This is a genomic window from Cryobacterium sp. LW097 (assembly GCF_002205495.2).
Taxonomy (GTDB): Bacteria; Actinomycetota; Actinomycetes; order Actinomycetales; family Microbacteriaceae; genus Cryobacterium; species Cryobacterium zongtaii.
Genome location: NZ_CP021992.1, coordinates 1337728 through 1357388, shown reverse-complemented (window position 1 = coordinate 1357388; position 19661 = coordinate 1337728). Strand labels below are relative to the sequence as shown.

Below are 19661 nucleotides of genomic sequence, written 5' to 3'. Positions count from 1 at the left end.
GGGCTCGACCATGGTTCATCTCACCTCACGCGACAGGGAGCTCGTGCAGCGAGCCTACGACCGTGCACAGTTACGACTCGCGTCCCTCACCACCGCCAACAACGCGCGCGAGTCAGAGTTGCGCACGGAGTCGATCGCCTGGCTGGCAGACACGTGCGAGCAGATCGACGACATGGGCTTCCCGTCCAAGAACGACTTCGAGCCCATCGAGATCGAGGAGCTCCTCGTCTCTGCCGAGGAGCTGGACGCGGCTGAGAACGCCTTGATCGAGAGCGACCAGTGCACGCGCCACGAGCTCGAGGCCGACCTGGCGTCCCTGCTCCAGGACATCATGACCGACAAGTACGCATGGCTTCTGCGGCTCACGTGGTCTTCCGAACGAATTCGCTACAAGTGGCTGCCCAAGGAAGTGCCCCCTGAGGTACTTGACGAGTTCAACCTCGGGATGTTCAACAAGTGCCAGATCGGACTGAACCAGATCGCTCTGCGCGTCGAGGTTGTGGCGGCCGAGCACTGCCTGAACTCCGATGACTACTCGCCGCTCCGTTTCGGAGCCATCAAGCTCAGAGGGGTCTCCCTCAGCGCTGTCGATGCCAGCGCCAGCTACGTGGCGGCTCAGCAGCTCCATGCAGCTGCGCAGGCGGCGAAGGCGGAAGGAGAGCTGAGCCTCGGCGGAAAGGTCTGGGCGATCGTGGGGTGGGACAGCCCCTGGGACTTCGCCGTGGACGTCACCCTCGGCCTCGCAACCGGTGGGGCCTCAAAGGTTCTCCGGTGGGGCAAGCGGCTCACCAAGCTGAAGGTCGTGTCCAAACTCGAGCGGGCACTGGAGATCGAGAAGCGGCTCGACAGCCTCGTCGAGCGAGCCCGGCACGTCCGGCGCACCGCGGAACGCCTGCGAAAGGCAAGCAAGTGGGCACGCATACCCCAAGATATCGTCGAGATGTTGAAGGCCCTCAAGACAATCGACCGGCAGACAAAGAACATCGACCTGATCAGCTCCGTCGTCAACAGGGAATACCTGCGCAGTGTCACGTCCTCACTCGTCGCCAAAGCCTTCGTCGCGGGCGCGGGAACACAGGGCTCGACACCGAGCAAGAACGCGCTGCTTGCCATGATCCGCCAGCTGCTGGACGCATCACATCTCGGACTCGAGATCGAGAGGGCCCGAGCCAAGGTGAGCTTCGTCATGTTGCTCAAGGACGGCGTGACCCCAATGCAGGTGGAACGCTTCCATAGCTACTTCGCGCTCGTGCTCGCCCGTGAGCTGATCGGGCGCTGGATCTACTCGGGTGCCCACACTGCGAATCGCGGAACCAAGGCTCTAGCCGAGGAGCTGACCAAGGACTTCTCCGATGCCTTCATGTCGGCGCTCGAGTCCGTGATGATGGAGCTGCCGATGCTACGGCCGCAGGACCTCGTCTGGATCAAGCGCACCGTCTCATCGACCCTGAGCAAGATCGTCAGCGAATACGCCAAGCTCGCCATCTCGCGCTTCTACAGCTGATACGTGACTGGTTCCTGTTATGCGCTGGTTAGTTACCGCAGGACGGGCTGTTCGGCTGGAGCGGGACCGCTTGTCTAGAGTCGAGCGTCGCCCGCCTCGGCGGGTTGCTCATAGCTGTTTCGCGGGTCCGCTCCTCGCGGTGCCGTCACCGTTGTCTGCGGCGCCGCCGACCGGCTATCGCCGTCAGTCGGGCATAACGGCCAACAATCAGCACCAGCCAGCGAGCTCGGTCGCACAAGTCGGACCTCCTACGGGCGCTCCCCGGGAAGCTCGCGGTTCTGAGCGCGCCGGATTGTGACGGTGTCCGTTTGGCTGTCCCGACTTTAAGCCCGATGACCGGGCGTCATACGCACCCGCTTGAGGCCGTCATCTTGCTGTGTCTCGAAACCCTACGGATATAAGACGTCTCAAAGCCGTGATCTGGGCTTCTTCTAAAATCGTCCAGATCCCGGGACCGGCCGAGTCTTACAACTACGTCGCATAACCTTCGGCGGAAATTTCGGTACCCATCGTTAGTTATGAGACACCTTGTCGACGCCCAAATGTCGGCTGCGACTGCTTAGCTGTCGGCATGAACGCTGCGACGATCTCTCCCGCTGGGTACGACGACAATTTCCTCGAGTTGCCGCTGCAGCTTCCCGCGCCGCACAAGGGCACCATCACTCGCGAACTGCCCTACACACACTTCACCGTCCTTCTGGAGCCCGTCCGGCGTCTTGCCATCGCGACCGGTGTCAACATCGACGGGGCCAGCTCGTCGACGTCGACCGCTGTGATGACTGGCACTTCGACTCGCGCATCCCCACCAACGAACAGACCGGAGAGGCTGTCTACGCAAAGAACGACCTAGACCGCGGACATCTCGCCCGGCGCCGAGACCCGGTCTGAGGCGACGCCGCAACCGCCCAGCAGGCCAACGCTGACACCTTCGCCTGCACCAACGCCGCCCCGCAAGCCGGGGCATTCAACCAGTCGAAAGAGCTCTGGCTAGGACTTGAGGACCATGTCCTCACCTACGCACGCACCAACGAGAACCGCATCAGCGTCTTCACCGCCCCCGTGCTCTCCATTGAGGATCCTGTCTACCGCGGCATCGGGCTCCCGCAATCCTTCTGGAAGATCGCCGCGTGGACCACCACGATGAACGGTTCCACCGTCCTTCGATCCGCCGCGTTCGTTCTAGACCAAAGCCCCCAGCTGGCCGATATCGACCTTGACGATGCCGGCCGTCGAGCTCTCATCGACGGCACTCCCCCCGCCCCTGGGTCCATACCGGACCTACCAGGTGCCCATCGTGGACATTGCGGTTCTCACCGGTCTGAACCTGACCGTTCTAGCTGAGGCCGATGCTCTGGCGCCCCTGGCCACAATTCGAGACGATGCCGGCCATCGAGAACTATGGGTTGAGCTGCCTGAAATATCAGAAGTGCGCCTCGTACCCCGGCCGGATCGCCTGCCGGCCTAGCTCGCCGCAGAAGCTCGCGGCTTCGTTCTTCCGATCAGGTTCAACTCCCCGACTGAGCTCACGTCTGGTCCTGCGCGCCACGTACGCGCTGCCTCCCGAGGCTACCCGCGCTCGATTCATCGCCGTGATTCCCGCGACCCTGGTCTGTCAGATTGAACCCATAGACCCGGGGCGGCCGCTGTCAATCAAGAAGAATCCGACCGACACTGCCGGGATGAAGAAATAGATCTGGCACCCAGCGGAGCTGTGCGCCAGCTAGACGCCGACCTGCCCCGCGACAATCCCATGATCGGGGCGACGGAGTTTGAACCAGCGACCGGCTGAAGGTTCTGGCCTTAATTTGGTCGTTACCGAATGTGTCCGAAAACCCTCGGATTCCCTTGTGTTTACAGGGAACCAGGCGATTCGCTGCCTCTGATTGTAGCCCATCGTTTTGGGTCAAATAGAGATGAATTAGATGGGTAAATGATGGACTTGTGAACCGCCTTGAGCGACCGCTTGGGCCCTCCCGACCTCTCCCCCGAATGCCGCCGCGAGTGATCGAAGACGGACAATGATGGTGATCGGTCGCGCGCTGGTTCGCGTCGCGGGCTGCGCTATACACTGAGCGCGAATTAGTGCGTCGATCCGAAACACCCCCGTCAACCATTTGAGAACGGTCCGACAAACGCGGGGTGCGCGTCAAAGGAGATTCATGAGATGAGACCACTCCGATACTCCATCAACGTCACGCTCGACGGTTGCTGCCATCATGAGGCAGGACTCCCCCCGGACGAAGAGTCGATGCGCTACTGGGCCGCTCAGCTGGGGCGAGCCGATGCCCTGCTGTTCGGCCGAGTCACCTACGAGATGATGGCGTCGGCGTGGCAGAAGCCGGCCACAGGCAGATGGCCGGACTGGATGGAGGAATGGCAGAAACCGTTCGCCGAGACCATTGACCGGGCGAAGAAATACGTCGTTTCGAGCACATTGAGCGAGGTCGATTGGAATGCCGAACTGGTGCAAGGCGACCTGGCACAAGCGGTTCAGCATCTCAAACAAGAGCCAGGCGAGGGCCTGTGGGTCGGTGGCGTGACACTCCCCCTGGCGTTGGCAAATCTGGGACTGATCGACGAGTACGAGTTCCTTGTGCAACCGGTAATTGCCGGACACGGACCGACGTTACTTGCCGGTCTGCGTGAGCGCATCCAACTCGGACCCATGGACCGCCATGAGTTCCGGTCGGGGGCAGTCGCCGTGCGATATCGACCCGTGCAAGTTGCAGTTTGAAGGGGCTACGAGGGGTAGCTGTACTAATGACCATTGCAAGGCCATCCGCCCGGTGATCTGGCCGGCCCGAGCACGCCCAGGAGTGGCAACGACCCGGGCCCAGCCCATTCGACCTAACTATCAGCTGCGTTACCGCTCGGCTCAAAGAGCTCCCGCACCTCGGGCGTTGACGCTGATAGAAGTCGACTTCGATAGGCGGTTTAGACACTCACGCGCCAGATCCGGGATCAAGGCTTAGGCCCGGCCGCCCTAGCCGGCGCCCACCAGCGACCCACCGCGTCATCGTGCTCCGCTGCCCGCCCCGGCCTCGGTGGCGGGGGGGGGGCAGTGGCAGGAAGAGTTCTACCGGCGGAGACCCAATGTCTCCTTGAGGCCCCGATGGGTTCGGAAGGTGACGGCGTGGGGATCTAGAGTCGCTCGCGAATCTTTATATCGCCACACCCAGGACGAACCACCGCCCGCGCCCCCGGGCCGAAGAAATCCAATGACAGAAAACTGGAACAGTGCCGCTAAGACCTCGCTAACGGTGTCCCCGGGGCGACGCATTTGCAGACCTTCAGCGAAATCGTCATAGGTAAAGGTCTCGGATCCGATGCTCTCAATCACCTTGAGGTGTTGCTTATAGGCGGGAACGTGTTTGCTGATTTCATCATCCATCTCGTCGAGCAAGTACGGCGAGTACGAGACTCGTGCATCAGTGATGTCGGCATTAGTGATGAAATTCTGTTCCTGCGACTGCGACTTGTGACTAACTAGGATCTGGTTGCAGAACTCGATCATGTCCCGGGGGCGAAGATAGGTTCGGTCCGCGATGTGTGCGAGCTTCGTCTGGTTGCCCGTCATTCGTTCGTGCTCGTCGAAAACGTCTTCCCACTTAACGTCGGGCCTCTCATCAGTTCCGAGGACCTCACTGAAGCGGCTTTCCATCAAAGTCTTGAGACTCACGCCGTCAGACTCCGGTAGCCACTCGAGGAGGTACGAGTCGGCTCTAATGCGGTTCCGATCTTCGAAGCTTAGGGATTCGAATATGTCGTCGCGCAAGAACACGACGGGGTTGAATTGGATACCTCTGTCCTTGGCACTGCGGAACAGACCGCGCGACGCAATTAGCAGCCCGGCGATTCGATCGTTGTAGCTGGGGTCGGCTGTTGAAAAACCGTGATCAAGTTGGTCGAAACACACGAAGTACTCCGCGTTAGGATCCATCGCGGCGAACAGATCGCGTTCAATTTGTGCATTTACCGCTTGTACATGCGCCGGGAACTGATCCATAGGAACTTTTTCGGCGTTGAGATTGAAAACCCCAAGGTTGACGCCACCCGTTATTTTGATTCGGCTTCTCGGGTTGAACAATTCATTCAAGCCAGGAGAGATTGACCCGTACGAGTCGATCATGAAGCTTTCGAGGGAGGTGAGGGCTTTCCAGACCGCTTCAGACTCTGACCAATAGGACTCTCGAGCGGCCTTGAGGACGATCTGAGTCAGGCCAAGAAGGATGAGGTACCTCCAGCTATGGACATATCGCCGCTCAGCCGGAACCCCGACTTCCTCCTGAAATGAGTGGTGGTGCCAAGGGTAATCCTCAAAGCTATAGCCCGACGCAAACACCAACGGTCCTGCATCCTGCAATAGGCGTTTGAAGATGGCTGTCTTGCCTGCGCCCTTGCGCCCCCTAACCAGATTCTTTCTGTGTGCCCTAACCTCTAGATAGGCGGGATGGGACTCGAAGCATGTTGTTAGCAACTCATCGCCGTCAGCATCGGTTCCCCCGAAATCTTTCACGATCGCCAGGCCAGACTGCACGCCGTCTCCTTCAACTTCGTTGTGCTCCGATTCCCACCTGCTGGATGTCGTGAGCAGGCATGAGCTAAACATAGTGGCGACACGCCCACCCTTGATGAGATTCGACAATTAATGCCTGTTGAGCGTCAAATTTCGGCACACAACCAATCTCTCCTTCTAGAACAAATTACATGACCGCCTGCGCCCCCACTTACCGAGAAACGGGGACGTATTCAGGATCCAGGCCGGAATTGTTCGATCAAGCGGCGGCTATCCAGTGTTGCAAACCGACCATCCCGTGAGCTCGTTACATAACCGAGTCAATTGCTGTAAGCAGCGCCTCGACATCGCCCGCCATGTCTCCAAAGCTATCTGGCAGGGGCCTGTTCCCCGCCGTCGGCCCTGCGGCGATGGACAATGCGATTCGGCCCCGGCAGCGAATATCCAGACTTTGATGGTGACTGAAGATATTCGCCCCGTTCGGGAACATCCCCGGAGGTAAGTGCGGGTCCGGAATTGGGCGCCTACCGTTGGGCACTTCGACCCAACATGCAATGTCCTTGATCCCGGATATGACAACAGCGAGGCTGGCGTGCTTGTCCCGGTTCTGCAATTCGTTGAGGACGGCAAGCGCAGTATCGGCAGGAACGAGCCCGGCCCGGGCGTTGAAAGGCTGTGCGTCGTTCATTACTTTGAAGACGGCAGGTGGAGTGTTCGCTCGGACCTGCTCCCACGTATCGCGATAGCGCCGAAATCTTTTCGGCTCGCCCGAAATTGCCGGCCCGCCAATGGGCTCGTGGAACAGCGGAAAGGGAGTCTTCCATGTTGGCTCCAGCCGGTTGAAGGCGGCGATGTGGTCAAGCGCCGAACGCAAGTTGAACAGGAAGTCACCTACGACTGCGGGAAACGCGGGGTCGATGGTCGCATCATGGTGGACGGTGTACTCCCAGGTACCACCCTCCGACTGGGACTTCTCGATCCGAATCGCCCGCTCGACGGTCGCAGCGGCGACCATACCCTCGGCGACTCGGAGGTGGTCCTGGGCGCGGTCAAACTTGAGCCACCAAGATACGGGGTTAGTCATTACCCGACCGTATCGGCAAGAAGGCTGTGGGTTTTCTTCGACGGTTGGGCAATTCACTCCTAATCGGAATTGTTGATCGCACGAATCGCTGCGTTGGAAATAGACCGGTACCTGCGGCTATGAGCTCTGAGCAAGCATTCCGATCGCTCGGCAGCGCAAGAAACGACTGCGGCGCGTATGTGTTCCGCCGCTTTATCGGCAGCGGTGATTAGGGCAGAACGAACCTTGCTGCTCTCGCCGTCGCCAGCAGAGAACACCCCGACCTCGGTAGCGACGACGGCCCGCGGCCTGGCGCTCTCTGGGGAGGTCCTCGCTCTGTTCAGCACTCGAGATGACAGGAACCTCAGTCCTCAAAACGGAGCAAGCCGTTCTCGATTTTCACCCTGACTAGAAGCTCTACGCTCTGGACGCGATTGGCTCGGTTGTGAGTCATAGACCAAAGCGCACTGTCGACGCCGTGACGACTGACGACCTGATGCCGCCATCTGTGGGCTTCACCATGCAGGTAGCGCCCGTACAGCTCATCCTCGACAATCTTGAGTTCGGGCTTGTCCACGCCATTAATCCTGTAGCGGGTGTGGGATTCTAACCGCTTGACGTTCTCCTCCATCCCTTGCCAAGTCTCATCTGAAATTTCGGGATCGACGATGCTTTCGCGGAGTGCACGAATAACGGCATTGAGGTTTAGCGGATCACCTTGCCGCTGGTCCTTGTAGTACCCCGAGAAGTACTTACGGAGCATCATCGCATGGGCAACGACTGTCCATCGATCAATAGGTGGCTGATCAAAAATGAGCTTCGTCGGAAGAGGAAGGGTGGCAGAGAAGTCTGCGTAGTCAACCGTAGTGGCCAGAAAGTGCTGCAAGAGTTCTCCGGGTAAGTGCGTCTTGCCCTGCTGTTTGGCCATGTCCAGAGGGTAGCCGCTCCCAAGACACAAACTGGCGAGTCAGCTTCATAGTCAGCACCGTGCAGCCTGCGGCTGGGCCCTCTTGGCTGGCCCTGGTGGCCACGCCGCAGCCGCTGGCTGTTCCGGAGTGTCCTCCTGTTGCATGTATCTGACTTACCTCCCGTTCATCGCGATGCCGTTGTCTGCAAATCGGGGGCCGACAACAGAGCGTGGCCTCGGGCGACTATGTCGGTAGCTGCCCCAACCGCGGCCTCGAGACCGCGGACCTCACGTTCCCCGATGGTCTGGTCCGAGATCTCTTTTCGAAGTTCCTCAACGTCGGGCCTGAGTCTCTTCATGGCGTTATTGGCCGCATCTTTCACGATGCGAGTCACCTCGGCCTCTACCTGGTGCCGCCGGGCACGTTGGCGCGCTTTGTCACGTTCCGTCTGAACCGCTTCTTCAACGATTCCGGCGAGTTCGACGAGGAATGGAAGCGCGGCGGCGCCGAGTCCGGCGAACTGTCCCAGGTCGAGGGTGGACTCGGATCCTTCTGCGACCTTGGACGGGTTTTTAACGGCGCGATGGGCTTTGCGGACGGCGTCCGCCGCCTGAAGCCCCTCAACAGCCTTGACGCCGAGCTTGTCGAACCGAGCAGTCACGCTTCGCGTCTCGCGGGTGTCTTCATGAACAGGCTGGGTACGCGTTGCATAGAGGGATTCGAATGTGCTCCACGCACGTCCCTCCCGCTGTTGGTCGAACGCCCGAATTGCGTCTTGCCGAATCCGCAGTAGTTCTGACTGTTGCTCCTGCCACCACTCCTCCAGCACCGGGTCAACGTCGTGCTGGATCGAACCTGCATCGACTTGAGGGCTGGAGAGGACCCGCCGGATCGCGTCCTCAATTGTCCCTTCGATTGAGACTTGGGCAGCGCCGAAGAGCGAGTCCAGTTGAGTAAGGAACAGGTTCTTTTTGTCGAGCGAGGTGCGCGCTGTGTCGTGGGAGGTCTTCAGGTCCGCAAGTCTCGCCCGAACATCTGGAAAGCGCTCGCTCACGGCGCCTCGCCAGAAACGGTGCTCCGCGCCCTTCCTTGACTCAGTCAGGTCTCCGCCCGAGAGGTCCACGAGGGCCGCTCGAAGTTCATCGATCCCATCCCACGAACGTGACACGTCCCAAATGCTTGGCTGCGGGTGCGTCTCGAACGCGCCGATCTGCCCGTAGTCCGGGATAACGACATAGATGTGGACCCCTTTGTCCAAAGTCAGGGACGTCCGCAGTTCTTCCCGCTTTCGTTGCGCCCACTCCCCGAATCCGACTGGGTCGAGTGCGGGATCGATGCTGCCTTCGTCTGCCCGAGAGATGAGGAACCAGACGCAGGACGTCGGCCATCCGTCCGAGAGGATCTGGACGAGTTCGTCTCGTTCTCCGGTCGCCAGTTGCGGATTCACAGTCACCATCAGCACGTCGGTCAGCCCGAGGCTTGAGCGCGCGACCCGCGAGTTCTTGAGGGATCGAATGTCCTGCCCCTCCGGAGAGAGCCCCGGCGTGTCTCGGATCGCGCAGCCGGCAACATCGATGAGTTGGTCAGCGAACGTCTCATGCCGCGCGCTGATGGTGAGCCAATCGGGAACTGGCTGTCCCGAATCCACAAGGAGGCGTCGCAGGATGGAACTCTTGCCGGTATCGAATGCCCCGAACAGCGTGGCGACAGGCTGCTCGCGTCCGGCGAACTCTGCCCATGCCGAATCGAGTTGCTCGACTTCTTCATCTCCCGAAACCTCGCCGATCCAAGCGCGCAGTTCCTCTGACGGGATTCGTGTCATGTCATCACCCTTTCTATGTTCGCTTCAGCCAAAACTGCGCCGGCCCCCTGAAGAAGAATTATCTCTTCGAGGCCCTGCGATATCTCCAGCGCTGACTGGTGCTGCTGTTCCGACTCCTCACGCAGTTGCGTGAGTTGGTCGATGATGTCCTTTTCGCTCTGCTTCCCATATTCAATCGGGCCGCCGACCTGAGTCAGAAGGTCTGAGACTACGGTGGGCACCGTCGCACGAACATGCTCGACGGCCATCTTCCGAGCCTGTTCTCGCTTCTCTTGCTGAATGTTGTCGTTCACAAATTCGGCGATGTCAAAAGCCACTGCAACGACTCCCAGCACCGCAGCGGCCTTTCCAACCTTCGCGCCCAGCTTCACAGCGCCCCATGGCTTGAACTTAGCGCCCAAGGCTTTTCCGATCGCGTAGACAGCGTCACGATTGCCGAGCGCCTTCCCGATTCCGTGGGCGCCCCTAACGATTCCAGCAGCTACACCCATTCCAGCGCCGACGGCGTCGCCCGCTCCGTTGCCGGGTTTGGGAAGCTCATCGCGGTTCATGGCGAACTCGACCCGGCGGAGTTCCCGATCCAACTCGGAGGCATGACGCTTCCACCAGTCGGTGAGATCACGGTCGACCGATCCCTGCAACGCCTGAATCGCGCTGTCTAGTCGAGGGTCGTTCCACCACGTCCTCAGTCGCTTCGACATCGCAGCGACTTCAACCGGGCCAGAGCCGAGCGCCTCGGCCAATACCTCGTTCGCGTGGTCGTCGACCGCCCGTCCGATCCGCCGTTCGATGGACTGCATCAACAGTCGAAGTTCGGCGAGAGATGTCTCCATGAGCTGCTCGAGCCTGTCCGAAGCCGCTTGCGCGTCTTGGATGTCGGCGCGATCCAGCACAAGCCGACTGCGGACGGACAGAAGTGCCGAGCGCCCACGATCCAGCGCTGCCCCTGCGGAATGCCTGACCAGCAGGTCGCCTTCGAGCGCAATAAGTGGCTCGCTCAGCGAGCTGATTCCGTCCCAAATTCGGTTGGTCGCGACGTAGTCCGCGCTCACGACTGGAGTACGATCGCCAACCAGCGCATACGGGTCGGCCGAGATTGGCAACACTCGGCTTGGCTCGACGACGAGTCCACGCGATTCGAGCATGCTGAGGAGTTCCTCGACCTTCCGCTGGCGCCGCCCTAGGAATTCGCGCGCCGCGCTCTGGGGATCAGCCCCGACCTCATCGATCCGGCCGATCACGAACACCGTACGGGGAGCCTTCCCCACTCTCACTTCGTCACCCAGGAGGAGCCGTTCCAAGCGAGAGGTGTCGCCAATGAGGAGGTTGACATGGAGAACCACAATCACGATCGCGGCGTCTTGCGCAGCGTTCAAGGCCAGCGCATCGTGGTCGTCCTGGCCACTCTGAAAGCCCGGAGCATCTATGAGAACCAAAGACCCATAGGAATATCGGCCGACGGCGTTCGTTGCTCTCCCGGCCGCTACGCTCAGTCCCGTTGGGGTCTCAGCACCGGTCTCGGTAAGAAGCCGCTTGATCAAGCTGGTCTTGCCTGAACTGTAATCACCTAAAACCACGACATTCGGCGGTGTCTGTAGCAGTGTCCTTGCAGCTTCCAGTTCCTCGCGTGCTCGCTGATCTAAAAGCTTTGCTCTCGAAGCGCGGGTGAGCCAGCGGCCGATGCGTTCTGAATCTCTCGGGAGATGACCCTGTCCAAGGTAGGCCGTGAACGCTGACCGATCCTTATCTGCAGCTTTGACATGCCAGAGGCGGTCGGACTCAGAGAGGTCCGATGCCTCTTCTTCTGCCGCACTCAGAATCCAGTCCTCGCCGAGAAGCACAGCGTCCAAATTCGGCGGATTCCACCCGCTCGCTTGTGCAAACACCCGCTGTGCAGCGAGTCGAAGCACGTCGGAAGACGATGGGGAGGGCGGTTGATCGTCAGCCTGGCTCCGCAGCCACCCGGCCTCTGAAGTGACTGTCGCGCAACCAACACGTGTGCGGAGCGCCTCTTCCAGTAAGCCGTCCAGCCGTGGCGTTGCGCTTTCCCAAGACCTCGCCAATATTGTCGTCAGCTGCTGCGCCTCGCACTCGTCATAGTACGAGTTCACCGTGGCCCGGGCCTCGGCAACGGCGTGGGCTCGAGCCGCAACCCGCCTCTTCTCAGCGCCCTTGCGAGTCCGGCGGCCGAAGAAGTTGAGGATTGCGCTCACCGCCCCGCCTCCAACCACGATGACGCCCGCTACCCATCCGGCGGGGTTCCAGAAGTTCGTCAACGCCAGAAGACCGAGAGCCGCACTGGCGGCGCTACCGAAGATGCCCAGAGCTCGCAGAACGTTGGCGCCCCAGCGGAGCCCGCGGCCAGCGTTCCCCCGGATACTAGGGGCCAAACGGTCGATGAGTTCGAGTTCAATCCGGGCATCGGCACCGGCGAGACCCAGATTGGCTAACAGGAAGACGCCCGCTTGCCGGGCGACAGCGACAAGCGATTTATTTAGGGCTTTGGAGTCGAAGACACGTTCCTCGAACTCACTGTCGGCCGCCACCCGCTCATCGCCGAACGCATCGAGGATCAGGGTCTCGGCAGCACGAAGAGACTTGGTCCGATGGGGATACAGGTGTGATCTGAGCAAGTGCCTGACGTGGCCTTGTAGTCGTCCCAAGACCGGCGCAGTGTACGGTTCGCCTCGAGCCGCCTCAAGCTGCCTGAGGAGATCGGTTCCCTCAGCGGCCGGTTCCGGGTAGCCCAAATTGTCTAACCAAGCGGAGATTGTCCGTTCGATGACCGCTCCTCGCTGTTGCTGCTCATCGGCGACAAGGTCGACCTCGTCCGCCAGCTCCCTCAACCGCACCTGAAAGCCCTCCCGCAAAGCAGCGAGCTTGAGGTCTCCAGCCCCTTCGAGAATGCACGCCGATATCAGCTGCTCCAATACGGGCAGGTTTGACCACCGATCCAAATAGTCAATCCCGTGGACGGCCCTTTCATGCTCGAGTTCCCCGGCCGCGGGGCCCACGAACGGGACCGACGCGCGAGCGAATAGTCCACGCTTGGAGTGGATGGCCACGATAGGCACACCCGGAAGACCGATCGCGTCGAGCTCACTCGCGATGGTGTCGGCGTGCTGCTGCGCGGTCTGACTGAGCCCCTTGCGCTGAGCAGCCGTGGATACTCGCGCAGGGTGTCTCCACATGATGTTGCGCATGTTGAGCACAGCGATGGCCGGCTTCCCGTAGGCGCGCACCCACTCGGCCACCTTTCCGAACTCCGAAGCCTGCGGACCCTGGCTGTCGAAGCAGAGCAAGACGACATCCGCGACCTGAACAGCCTCCCGCGCGCTCTTCTCAAGGTCCGGTCGCGGACGAGTCCTGCCCCACCCGTTGATCCCAGGAGTGTCGTACAGACGGCAACCGTGCCAGTCGAGGGCGCGTACGTCCGTCGTGAAGTCGCTACGACCGTCGGAGGAGACCAGCTCGCCGTTCAGGCCGCCCAACGCCGAAAGCAACGTGCTCTTTCCGGCGCCGGTACGGCCGAAAAACACTATGTTAAACGTCGATGAGACGCGGTGACTTTCGCTCAATCGGTCTTTCAGGTCGCCGACGACACCGTCAAGAAGTGCGAAGAACCCGTCATCATCTCTCGACTCTTCTCGGCGACCGCAGGATAGGACTTGCCACGCATTGCGGAGCCGAGACTCGGCCTCGGCCACGAGCCCCTCCAGACGCGCCAACTCGTCCGCGCCAGACTGGACGGCGCCCTCAACGGCATCCGTAAGGCTCGTCAGGGCAGGCTCTGCAGCACTTCTGGAAGTTCCTACCACATGCTGCTCCGAGGTGGTCATGGGCACCTAGGTCCCCTGACCCTGAACCAAGCGGGCGAGCCGCAGAGACAGAAAAGTCGAACGATGCACGCATCCCCCTAGGTTTTTTTGATGCATTGCCATCATCGCAGCGACGAGGACGCGACATGCGGTGGCACTCAGGGGGTTTGACCCGTCGATGGGGCCGAGACGATGTTGAGTGAGGAGCACTGTTCTCACTCAACAAGACTTGGTCCGGCCGATATGCGCGGTTATGTCACCAGGGCCGAAATCCGCCAGCCCATCACACGGTACGGATGATACGGCCAGCCGGTCGTTAGGACTGAGCAGCGTCACCATCTCGGCCTTCTTGCCCTTGAGTTGGTGATGCCAGACCTGGACCGCGCCTGCGCGTATTCGATCTACCCTGATGAGCTGGACCTGAAACAGGCAGAGGAGTGACCATTCTTGAATCTTGAACCAGCGTGACCGAAATCAAAGTGATCTCAGGCTTCTGCGGGGTGGCAGGAACGCGGGAATTCGCCGGCGCCGGGACTCCTATTACTTATTGAACTATCGTCGCGCATGACGATCAACGACGGGCTGAACATGACCGGGGACTTCCTTGTTCTCGCCCCAATTCAAACTGCGGACTTGCTTTGGCCTACGGGCCTCACCCACCCCTGACACGCAGGGCGCAACGAGTCCCACAAGGTCGTGCGCTATGAGTCGTGAGGCTCCTCGCCTCGAGCCTGAGCCAGCGTCGCACGGCGCTGGTCCCATTCAACAGGATCGGTTCTTTCAACCATGATCCCGGTGCCGTCAGGGGCATAAAAGTCCTCATCGAAGGGGCGGAGACCAAAACGCTCGGCCATCTGCACCAAATGGTCGTGCGTAAATCGATCAGGAACCCGCACAGCTTCGGGACGCCAGACGTTGCCGACAGGAAATTCGTCCCGTCCTCCCGCGACTTCCCATTGTCGTTTGTTGACGGCTCGGACACCTAGTGCGTGCCCGATGGTCACATCCGACTCTCGTATCTCATACATCTCAATCAGGCGAGCGCCATAGGAACTCCGGTAGGCGGCGTGATTGGGGTCGTGCGGAGTATCTGTGATGTACACGGTCTCGATACTGCCGTTTGCGAACCACACCATGGCCGAATGGGCATCCTGCCCCCGCCAGGCGGACGTAAACATTGCCGTCCACTCGGGGTTCGCCGTCTGGATGAAAAGGGAACGGCGGCCCTCTGGGCTTTCAAGCGGTATGAGGCCAGCTAAGAGTTCGGCTAGGGACTCTCCAGCAACGGGCCGTTTACGAAGCGGCGACCCGTAGTGTCTAGCGACATGTTGCCCGCGCACGCCGTTCATAATCTCATCAACGGCTTCAGACACAGGCGCCCTCACAAACAAAACGCTCTTGGTTACGGGTAGCCATCGTCCCCCAAGCAAGAGCTCACGCTCGTATTTTTCCCGCGATGTAATACTCAACTAGGAACTCCCAAATTCTGTTTGACAACTACTCGCATCGGTCGCCAGCAAGCACAAGTACGACCTGAAGCGCGAAGTCGATGCTCGGGTCATTGGCGCGCAACCTATGCGCGTGAGCATCGCCTCGTCGACTTACCAAAGGGTTCCCGCAGCGTGGGCGATCATATTCGACGTAATACCGTTTTCCGTCCAAAGTATATTGCAGATCAGGTCTATTGATCCCTACCCTCTCGCCAGCGATGTTCACCTGATGCTGATTTACCCGCACGTCGTCGACTTGAGAACCAGAGTTCTTTAGACGCACCAGTTCGGTCAAGGCTTCGTCCAACAACCGGGCTTGAGTAACGTCGCGGCCAATCCGCACGGCGCCAGAGGTCCATGTCTCACCGGCAATATCGAAATTCGATGCCGGTGGGTCGACATGCAGGTTTTTGATGTCGATGTCTCTAGCCACACGAGCTATCGGACTTGCGGCCAGCGCCTGCTTCACCACCCCCGCAATATTCTGAGGTAGCGCATTGGCGATCGGTATCGCAGCGGTAACAGCCATTGTGCTCTTCGAAGCAAATTTCGTGACTGTTGCCGCTGTTCGGGCAGCATCCCCGACCGCCGGAACCACCCCGAGTAAGGCACCACCAGCGTCAAGCCAGTGACCGGTGCCAACCCCGTAGATCATGTCGCGAATGTCGCCGAGCACCAGGTACCCGGATCCCAGTTGCCCGATGAGGTACCAGCCGTTTGACGCCACGTTGACCGTTACGTTCAACGCGCGTGCCCAGTCGGTATCCCACGCGTCACCGAAAACGAGGCCAGAGAACCCCGCGTGCGCCTGGCCTAGAGCATCAAAGTCATAGCTGAACGGGTCGGTACCGTCCGCCTTCTCCTTGTCGTCCCAGAAGGTGTCCTCATCGGCGTCTCCGAGAGTCGGATCGAACCCCTCCTCAACCTCGGTCAGATCGGAGAGTGAATCTCCGTCGGAGTCTTTGAGTAGGGCGTGGGTTCCAAGGTCCCTCTCCTGCGCATCACCTAGCCCGTCGCCATCGCTGTCTTTCTTAAGAGGGTTTGAGGTGGGCTTATAGCTGCCCGAGCCTCCAAACTCATAGGAACTATCGGTAATGAATCCGCCGATTTCCTCTCCGTCAGTGAGACCGTCGCCGTCCGTATCCGCGTTGCGACTATCAGTTGCAATACTCTTCCCAAGAGACGTGGCATAGCCGACCCTTTCTAAGTAGTCAGATATTCCGTCACCATCAGAGTCAGCGACGATCTCTCGACTACGGAATTCGTCTGCCAGCTCTTGCAATACAACGTTTAGATCGTCCAGGTCCGCCACTGGAACTGAGTTCCATTCGCTCTCAGAGCGAGCGGCATGATCCCACGTGTCATCGTCACGGGTGGGCCCGAGACCAATGCCATAGACGTCGTAGCCGTTGTGTGTCGCTCCGTAGATTGGGATTCGGGAGCGCCAGTTATCATTTCGTTCGACGGTGCCGTCGTCGAAAACGATCACGATCTTCTGGCGGCCAACTTCGTAGGCGTCGAATGCCGTCCGCAACAGACACCAAAGGTGAGTGTGATCCGTTGCGCTTTCCGGCCGATCGCATTCTGTAGCCGGCAGATCAGTATTGTCGTCGAGGTTCGCAATTGCAGTCTTCGCGATGCTCTTGTCAGATGTGAACCCCAGAGTCTTGAACGCGGCGTAGTTCATAACGCTGAACCGGGTTTCGGCCGGCATGTCGTCGATGAAATTGTTGATTGCTGGTTCTACTAGGTTGTTGGGGTCGCTCGTCGCGAGAGAATCAGCAGTATTGAACGCAAGCACGATGTCAGCAGGCCTGTAGTAACCCCACGGAAAGTACTCGTCGTCCGGGTTCCGGACGTCGGTATGCATTTCACTTGAGAAGGTATCGAAATCTACGAGAAAGAACGGAGAGAAGTCGTCGGTGGCAACGGTGGCGATCCCGGCTTCCATGTCGATGGTTTGAACCGGGGGTCGGTCATAGGTCTGTGTCTCTTTGTCGAAATGAACAATTCCAAGTTGGGCGTACTCAGGTATTCCTTCAGTTTCAAATGGAATGGTGAGTGTTCCGGAGATAGGCCCGTCCGCCACTACTTCCACCGCCGGCGCGTAGAGCCCTTCGATCCCGTCGAACTGCGAGCTGGCCGGGCTTTGTAGCACGACTGAAGCTGCCGCTCCGATGATTCCCGAAAACTCCAGCGTTGCGCCGGATTCTGGGAAGGTGAGGAGTTTTTCGATGACCTCTTCGCCGTCGGCCACGGCGTCGCCGTCAGAATCAGCAAGAGTCGGATCGGTGCCAGCGCTCACTTCCTGTGAATCGGTCAGTCCGTCGCCGTCCGTGTCAACGACTAGCGGGTTCGCTCCGTGGACCGCTTCTTGGCTATCGGTAAGGCCATCGTCATCAGTGTCAGCAGCGATGGGGTTGGTACCGAGTGCGAATTCGTTGCCGTTTGTGGATCCGTCTGAGTCCTCGTCATCGAGAAAATCGCTGATGCCGTCGTCGTCTGAGTCGCTTACAGCTGGGGTGGTGAGAGCCAGGAATTCCTGGTCGTCAGAAAGGCCATCTGAATCTGTGTCGGACAGGAGTGGGTCAGACCCGAACCGAATTTCGACATCGTCTGGCATGATGTCCTGGTCTGTGTCCACCCATGTTGAGGGGTCGGTCTCGGGTGTCGGACCGGGAGTTGGGTTCGGATTCGGGTCGATCCCGGGATCCTGTGTTTGCGTCTCACAGCCAGCGAAGGTGTTGACCCCCGTGGAGCCGTCGCAGCTATCGTTGCCCCCGGAACCATCCAGCGAGTCGGGACCTGGACCGCCAGAGAGCGTGTCATCACCCCAGCCGCCGATGATGTGATCTGCGCCATAGCCACCGAGAAGGGTGTCCGCTTCCCCGGCGCCGTCCAGCTGGTCGTCACCATTGCCGCCGTCGAGTGTATCGATTCCAAATCCACCGCTGAGCGTGTCCGTGCCGTCACCGCCAGTGACGGAGTCGGCGTCGTTTCCACCGTCTAGGTTGTCGTCTCCCGCTCCACCATCTATGTAGTCCGCCCCGGTTACACCTGTGATCGTGTCGTTGCCAGCGTCGCCGACCAATCGGTCGTTCTGTATCCCGCCGCCAATGACATCATTGCCGTCACCGCCGCTGATCCGGTCCTCGCCAGAATCACCAGATACTGTGTCAGCACCAGTGTCGGCGTTGATTGTGTCGTTGCCGTTGCCGCCGCTGATATTGTCGTCGCCGTCACCGCCGTTGACCGTGTCGGCTCCGTCGCCAGCAAGAATAATGTCGCTGCCACCCCGGCCATCGACCAGGTCGTCACCGTCCCCGGCGGTAATGTGGTCCGCTCCCTCGCCACCATCTACCGTGTCGGCACCAGTGCCCGCAGTTATTGTGTCCGCGCCCTCGTCACCGGTGATCGTGTCGCTCTCATTACCACCGTTCAGGTCATCATCGCCGTCTCCGCCCGCGATAGCGTCCGTACCCAAGGCTCCAGTGACGACATCGTTCCCAGACCCGCCCTCGATCACATCATTGCCGTCGCCTCCGTCGATGACGTCGCTCCCGTCGCCGCCGTACAACGTGTCGCTGCCTAGGCCACCCAGAAGTGTGTCATTGCCGCCGAGGCCGCTGATCGTATCGTCGCTGCCACCGCCACAAATGACGTCATCACCGGCAGTGCCATCCAGCACGTCGTTGCCCGCTGTGCCCGAGATGGTGCACGTTGCCGCGAACACAGGTTGAGGAACAAAGGTGAGTAGCGCACCAAGCACAGCTGTCGCGGAAACAATTCCGACGGTACGAGCGAGCCCTGGAATGTTCGACAACAATCGAATATGGATGATCTAACTCCCCCGCGAATCGCCAACAATGCCGAGCGATATTCTGGTGCCTGCGAGGAACCATCACAATAACAAGCGAACCCCCACAACGGGCACCCGCATGGTCCGCCTCCTCGAGGTTTCCCGGTCCGGCTACCGCCTTGGCTGGTCGGCCGCCGTCGCCGGCATCTATCCGGCGGGTGCACATCGAACAGAGAGTCGCCTTCTTCCACGGCGATTCCGACGAGGTCTACGGCGCCCCGAGGATCCTGGCCGACCTGCGCGCGGACGGGGAGGTCATCTTCCGCAAAACCGTCGCCGCCACCATGAAACACCTGGGATTGGCGGTGATTCGCCCGAAGAAATGGAAGACAACCACCATCATCGACTAATGTCCATGGCAGAAGGTTAGACCCGACCTGCGACACTGCCCCATCCTTCCGACGCCAGCATCGGGACAAGGAGTTACGAGGCAAGTAAAGACCGCGCGATTCGCTCAGCACAGACCAACGCCACAAGTGGATGAAGGCCTGAACGTTTGTCCCTGAGTCGGCTGATCCGATGTCCTCCCTTTCCTACCGTTGAAGGAACATCGCCCATACGCCTTCGGACCATGGACGCTGCACACCGACAGACACAACGCCGATACGCGACGGACCCGACCTGCAGGAGTCCCCGAGATGAGGATCACTTTGAGTTTGACTAACAGTCTCTCCGGCGTGA

Annotated in this window: 11 protein-coding genes and 1 pseudogene; 5 read left to right on the top strand and 7 right to left on the bottom strand. The window is 60.0% G+C overall.

Annotated elements, in window-relative coordinates; translation table 11 throughout:
* Positions 1-10 precede the first annotated feature (10 nt).
* The 4 genes and pseudogenes from B7495_RS06200 to B7495_RS06190 all read left to right on the top strand — a co-directional run bounded on the left by B7495_RS06200 (position 11) and on the right by B7495_RS06190 (position 4238).
* Positions 11-1504 (top strand): hypothetical protein, encoded by a 1494-nt coding sequence (locus B7495_RS06200; protein ID WP_088455808.1) that lies wholly within the window; start codon positions 11-13, stop codon positions 1502-1504.
* A gap of 528 nt (positions 1505-2032) precedes the next feature.
* Positions 2033-2845 (top strand): annotated as a pseudogene (locus tag B7495_RS19600) (DNA/RNA non-specific endonuclease).
* 38 nt (positions 2846-2883) lie between these two features.
* The gene (locus B7495_RS19050) at positions 2884-3195 is read left to right on the top strand and encodes a hypothetical protein (protein WP_168195266.1); all 312 of its coding nucleotides are present in this window, start codon (positions 2884-2886) and stop codon (positions 3193-3195) included.
* A gap of 473 nt (positions 3196-3668) precedes the next feature.
* A complete protein-coding gene (locus tag B7495_RS06190; RefSeq protein WP_088455807.1) occupies positions 3669-4238 on the top strand; it encodes a dihydrofolate reductase family protein in 570 nt (189 codons plus the stop codon).
* 342 nt (positions 4239-4580) lie between these two features.
* Here the strand turns inward: B7495_RS06190 and B7495_RS06185 are convergent, their stop codons facing one another.
* From B7495_RS06185 to B7495_RS06155, 7 genes are all read right to left on the bottom strand, one after another.
* Positions 4581-6041, bottom strand: coding sequence for a P-loop ATPase, Sll1717 family (locus tag B7495_RS06185; protein ID WP_088455806.1), 1461 nt, complete (start codon positions 6039-6041; stop codon positions 4581-4583).
* Between the two features lie 286 nt (positions 6042-6327).
* Positions 6328-7104 (bottom strand): hypothetical protein, encoded by a 777-nt coding sequence (locus tag B7495_RS06180; RefSeq protein ID WP_088455805.1) that lies wholly within the window; start codon positions 7102-7104, stop codon positions 6328-6330.
* 343 nt (positions 7105-7447) lie between these two features.
* The gene (locus B7495_RS06175; RefSeq protein ID WP_151199550.1) at positions 7448-8011 is read right to left on the bottom strand and encodes a hypothetical protein; all 564 of its coding nucleotides are present in this window, start codon (positions 8009-8011) and stop codon (positions 7448-7450) included.
* Positions 8012-8175: 164 nt separating this feature from the next.
* Positions 8176-9813, bottom strand: a complete 1638-nt coding sequence (locus B7495_RS06170; RefSeq protein ID WP_088455803.1) for a GTPase domain-containing protein — start codon at positions 9811-9813, stop codon at positions 8176-8178.
* Positions 9810-13652, bottom strand: coding sequence for a GTPase (locus B7495_RS06165; RefSeq protein WP_088455802.1), 3843 nt, complete (start codon positions 13650-13652; stop codon positions 9810-9812). Before B7495_RS06165 ends, B7495_RS06170 begins: the two co-directional genes overlap by 4 nt.
* A gap of 680 nt (positions 13653-14332) precedes the next feature.
* Positions 14333-14734 carry a hypothetical protein gene (locus tag B7495_RS18775; protein ID WP_151199549.1) on the bottom strand — a complete coding sequence of 134 codons (402 nt, stop codon included), beginning with the start codon at positions 14732-14734 and terminating at the stop codon, positions 14333-14335.
* 394 nt (positions 14735-15128) lie between these two features.
* Complete coding sequence (locus B7495_RS06155; RefSeq protein ID WP_151199548.1) at positions 15129-18944, bottom strand: hypothetical protein; 3816 nt, start codon at positions 18942-18944, stop codon at positions 15129-15131.
* 194 nt (positions 18945-19138) lie between these two features.
* Here B7495_RS06155 and B7495_RS19045 point away from each other — a divergent pair, with 194 nt between their 5' ends.
* The gene (locus B7495_RS19045) at positions 19139-19330 is read left to right on the top strand and encodes an IS3 family transposase (RefSeq protein WP_168195291.1); all 192 of its coding nucleotides are present in this window, start codon (positions 19139-19141) and stop codon (positions 19328-19330) included.
* The last annotated feature ends 331 nt before the right edge of the window (positions 19331-19661 follow it).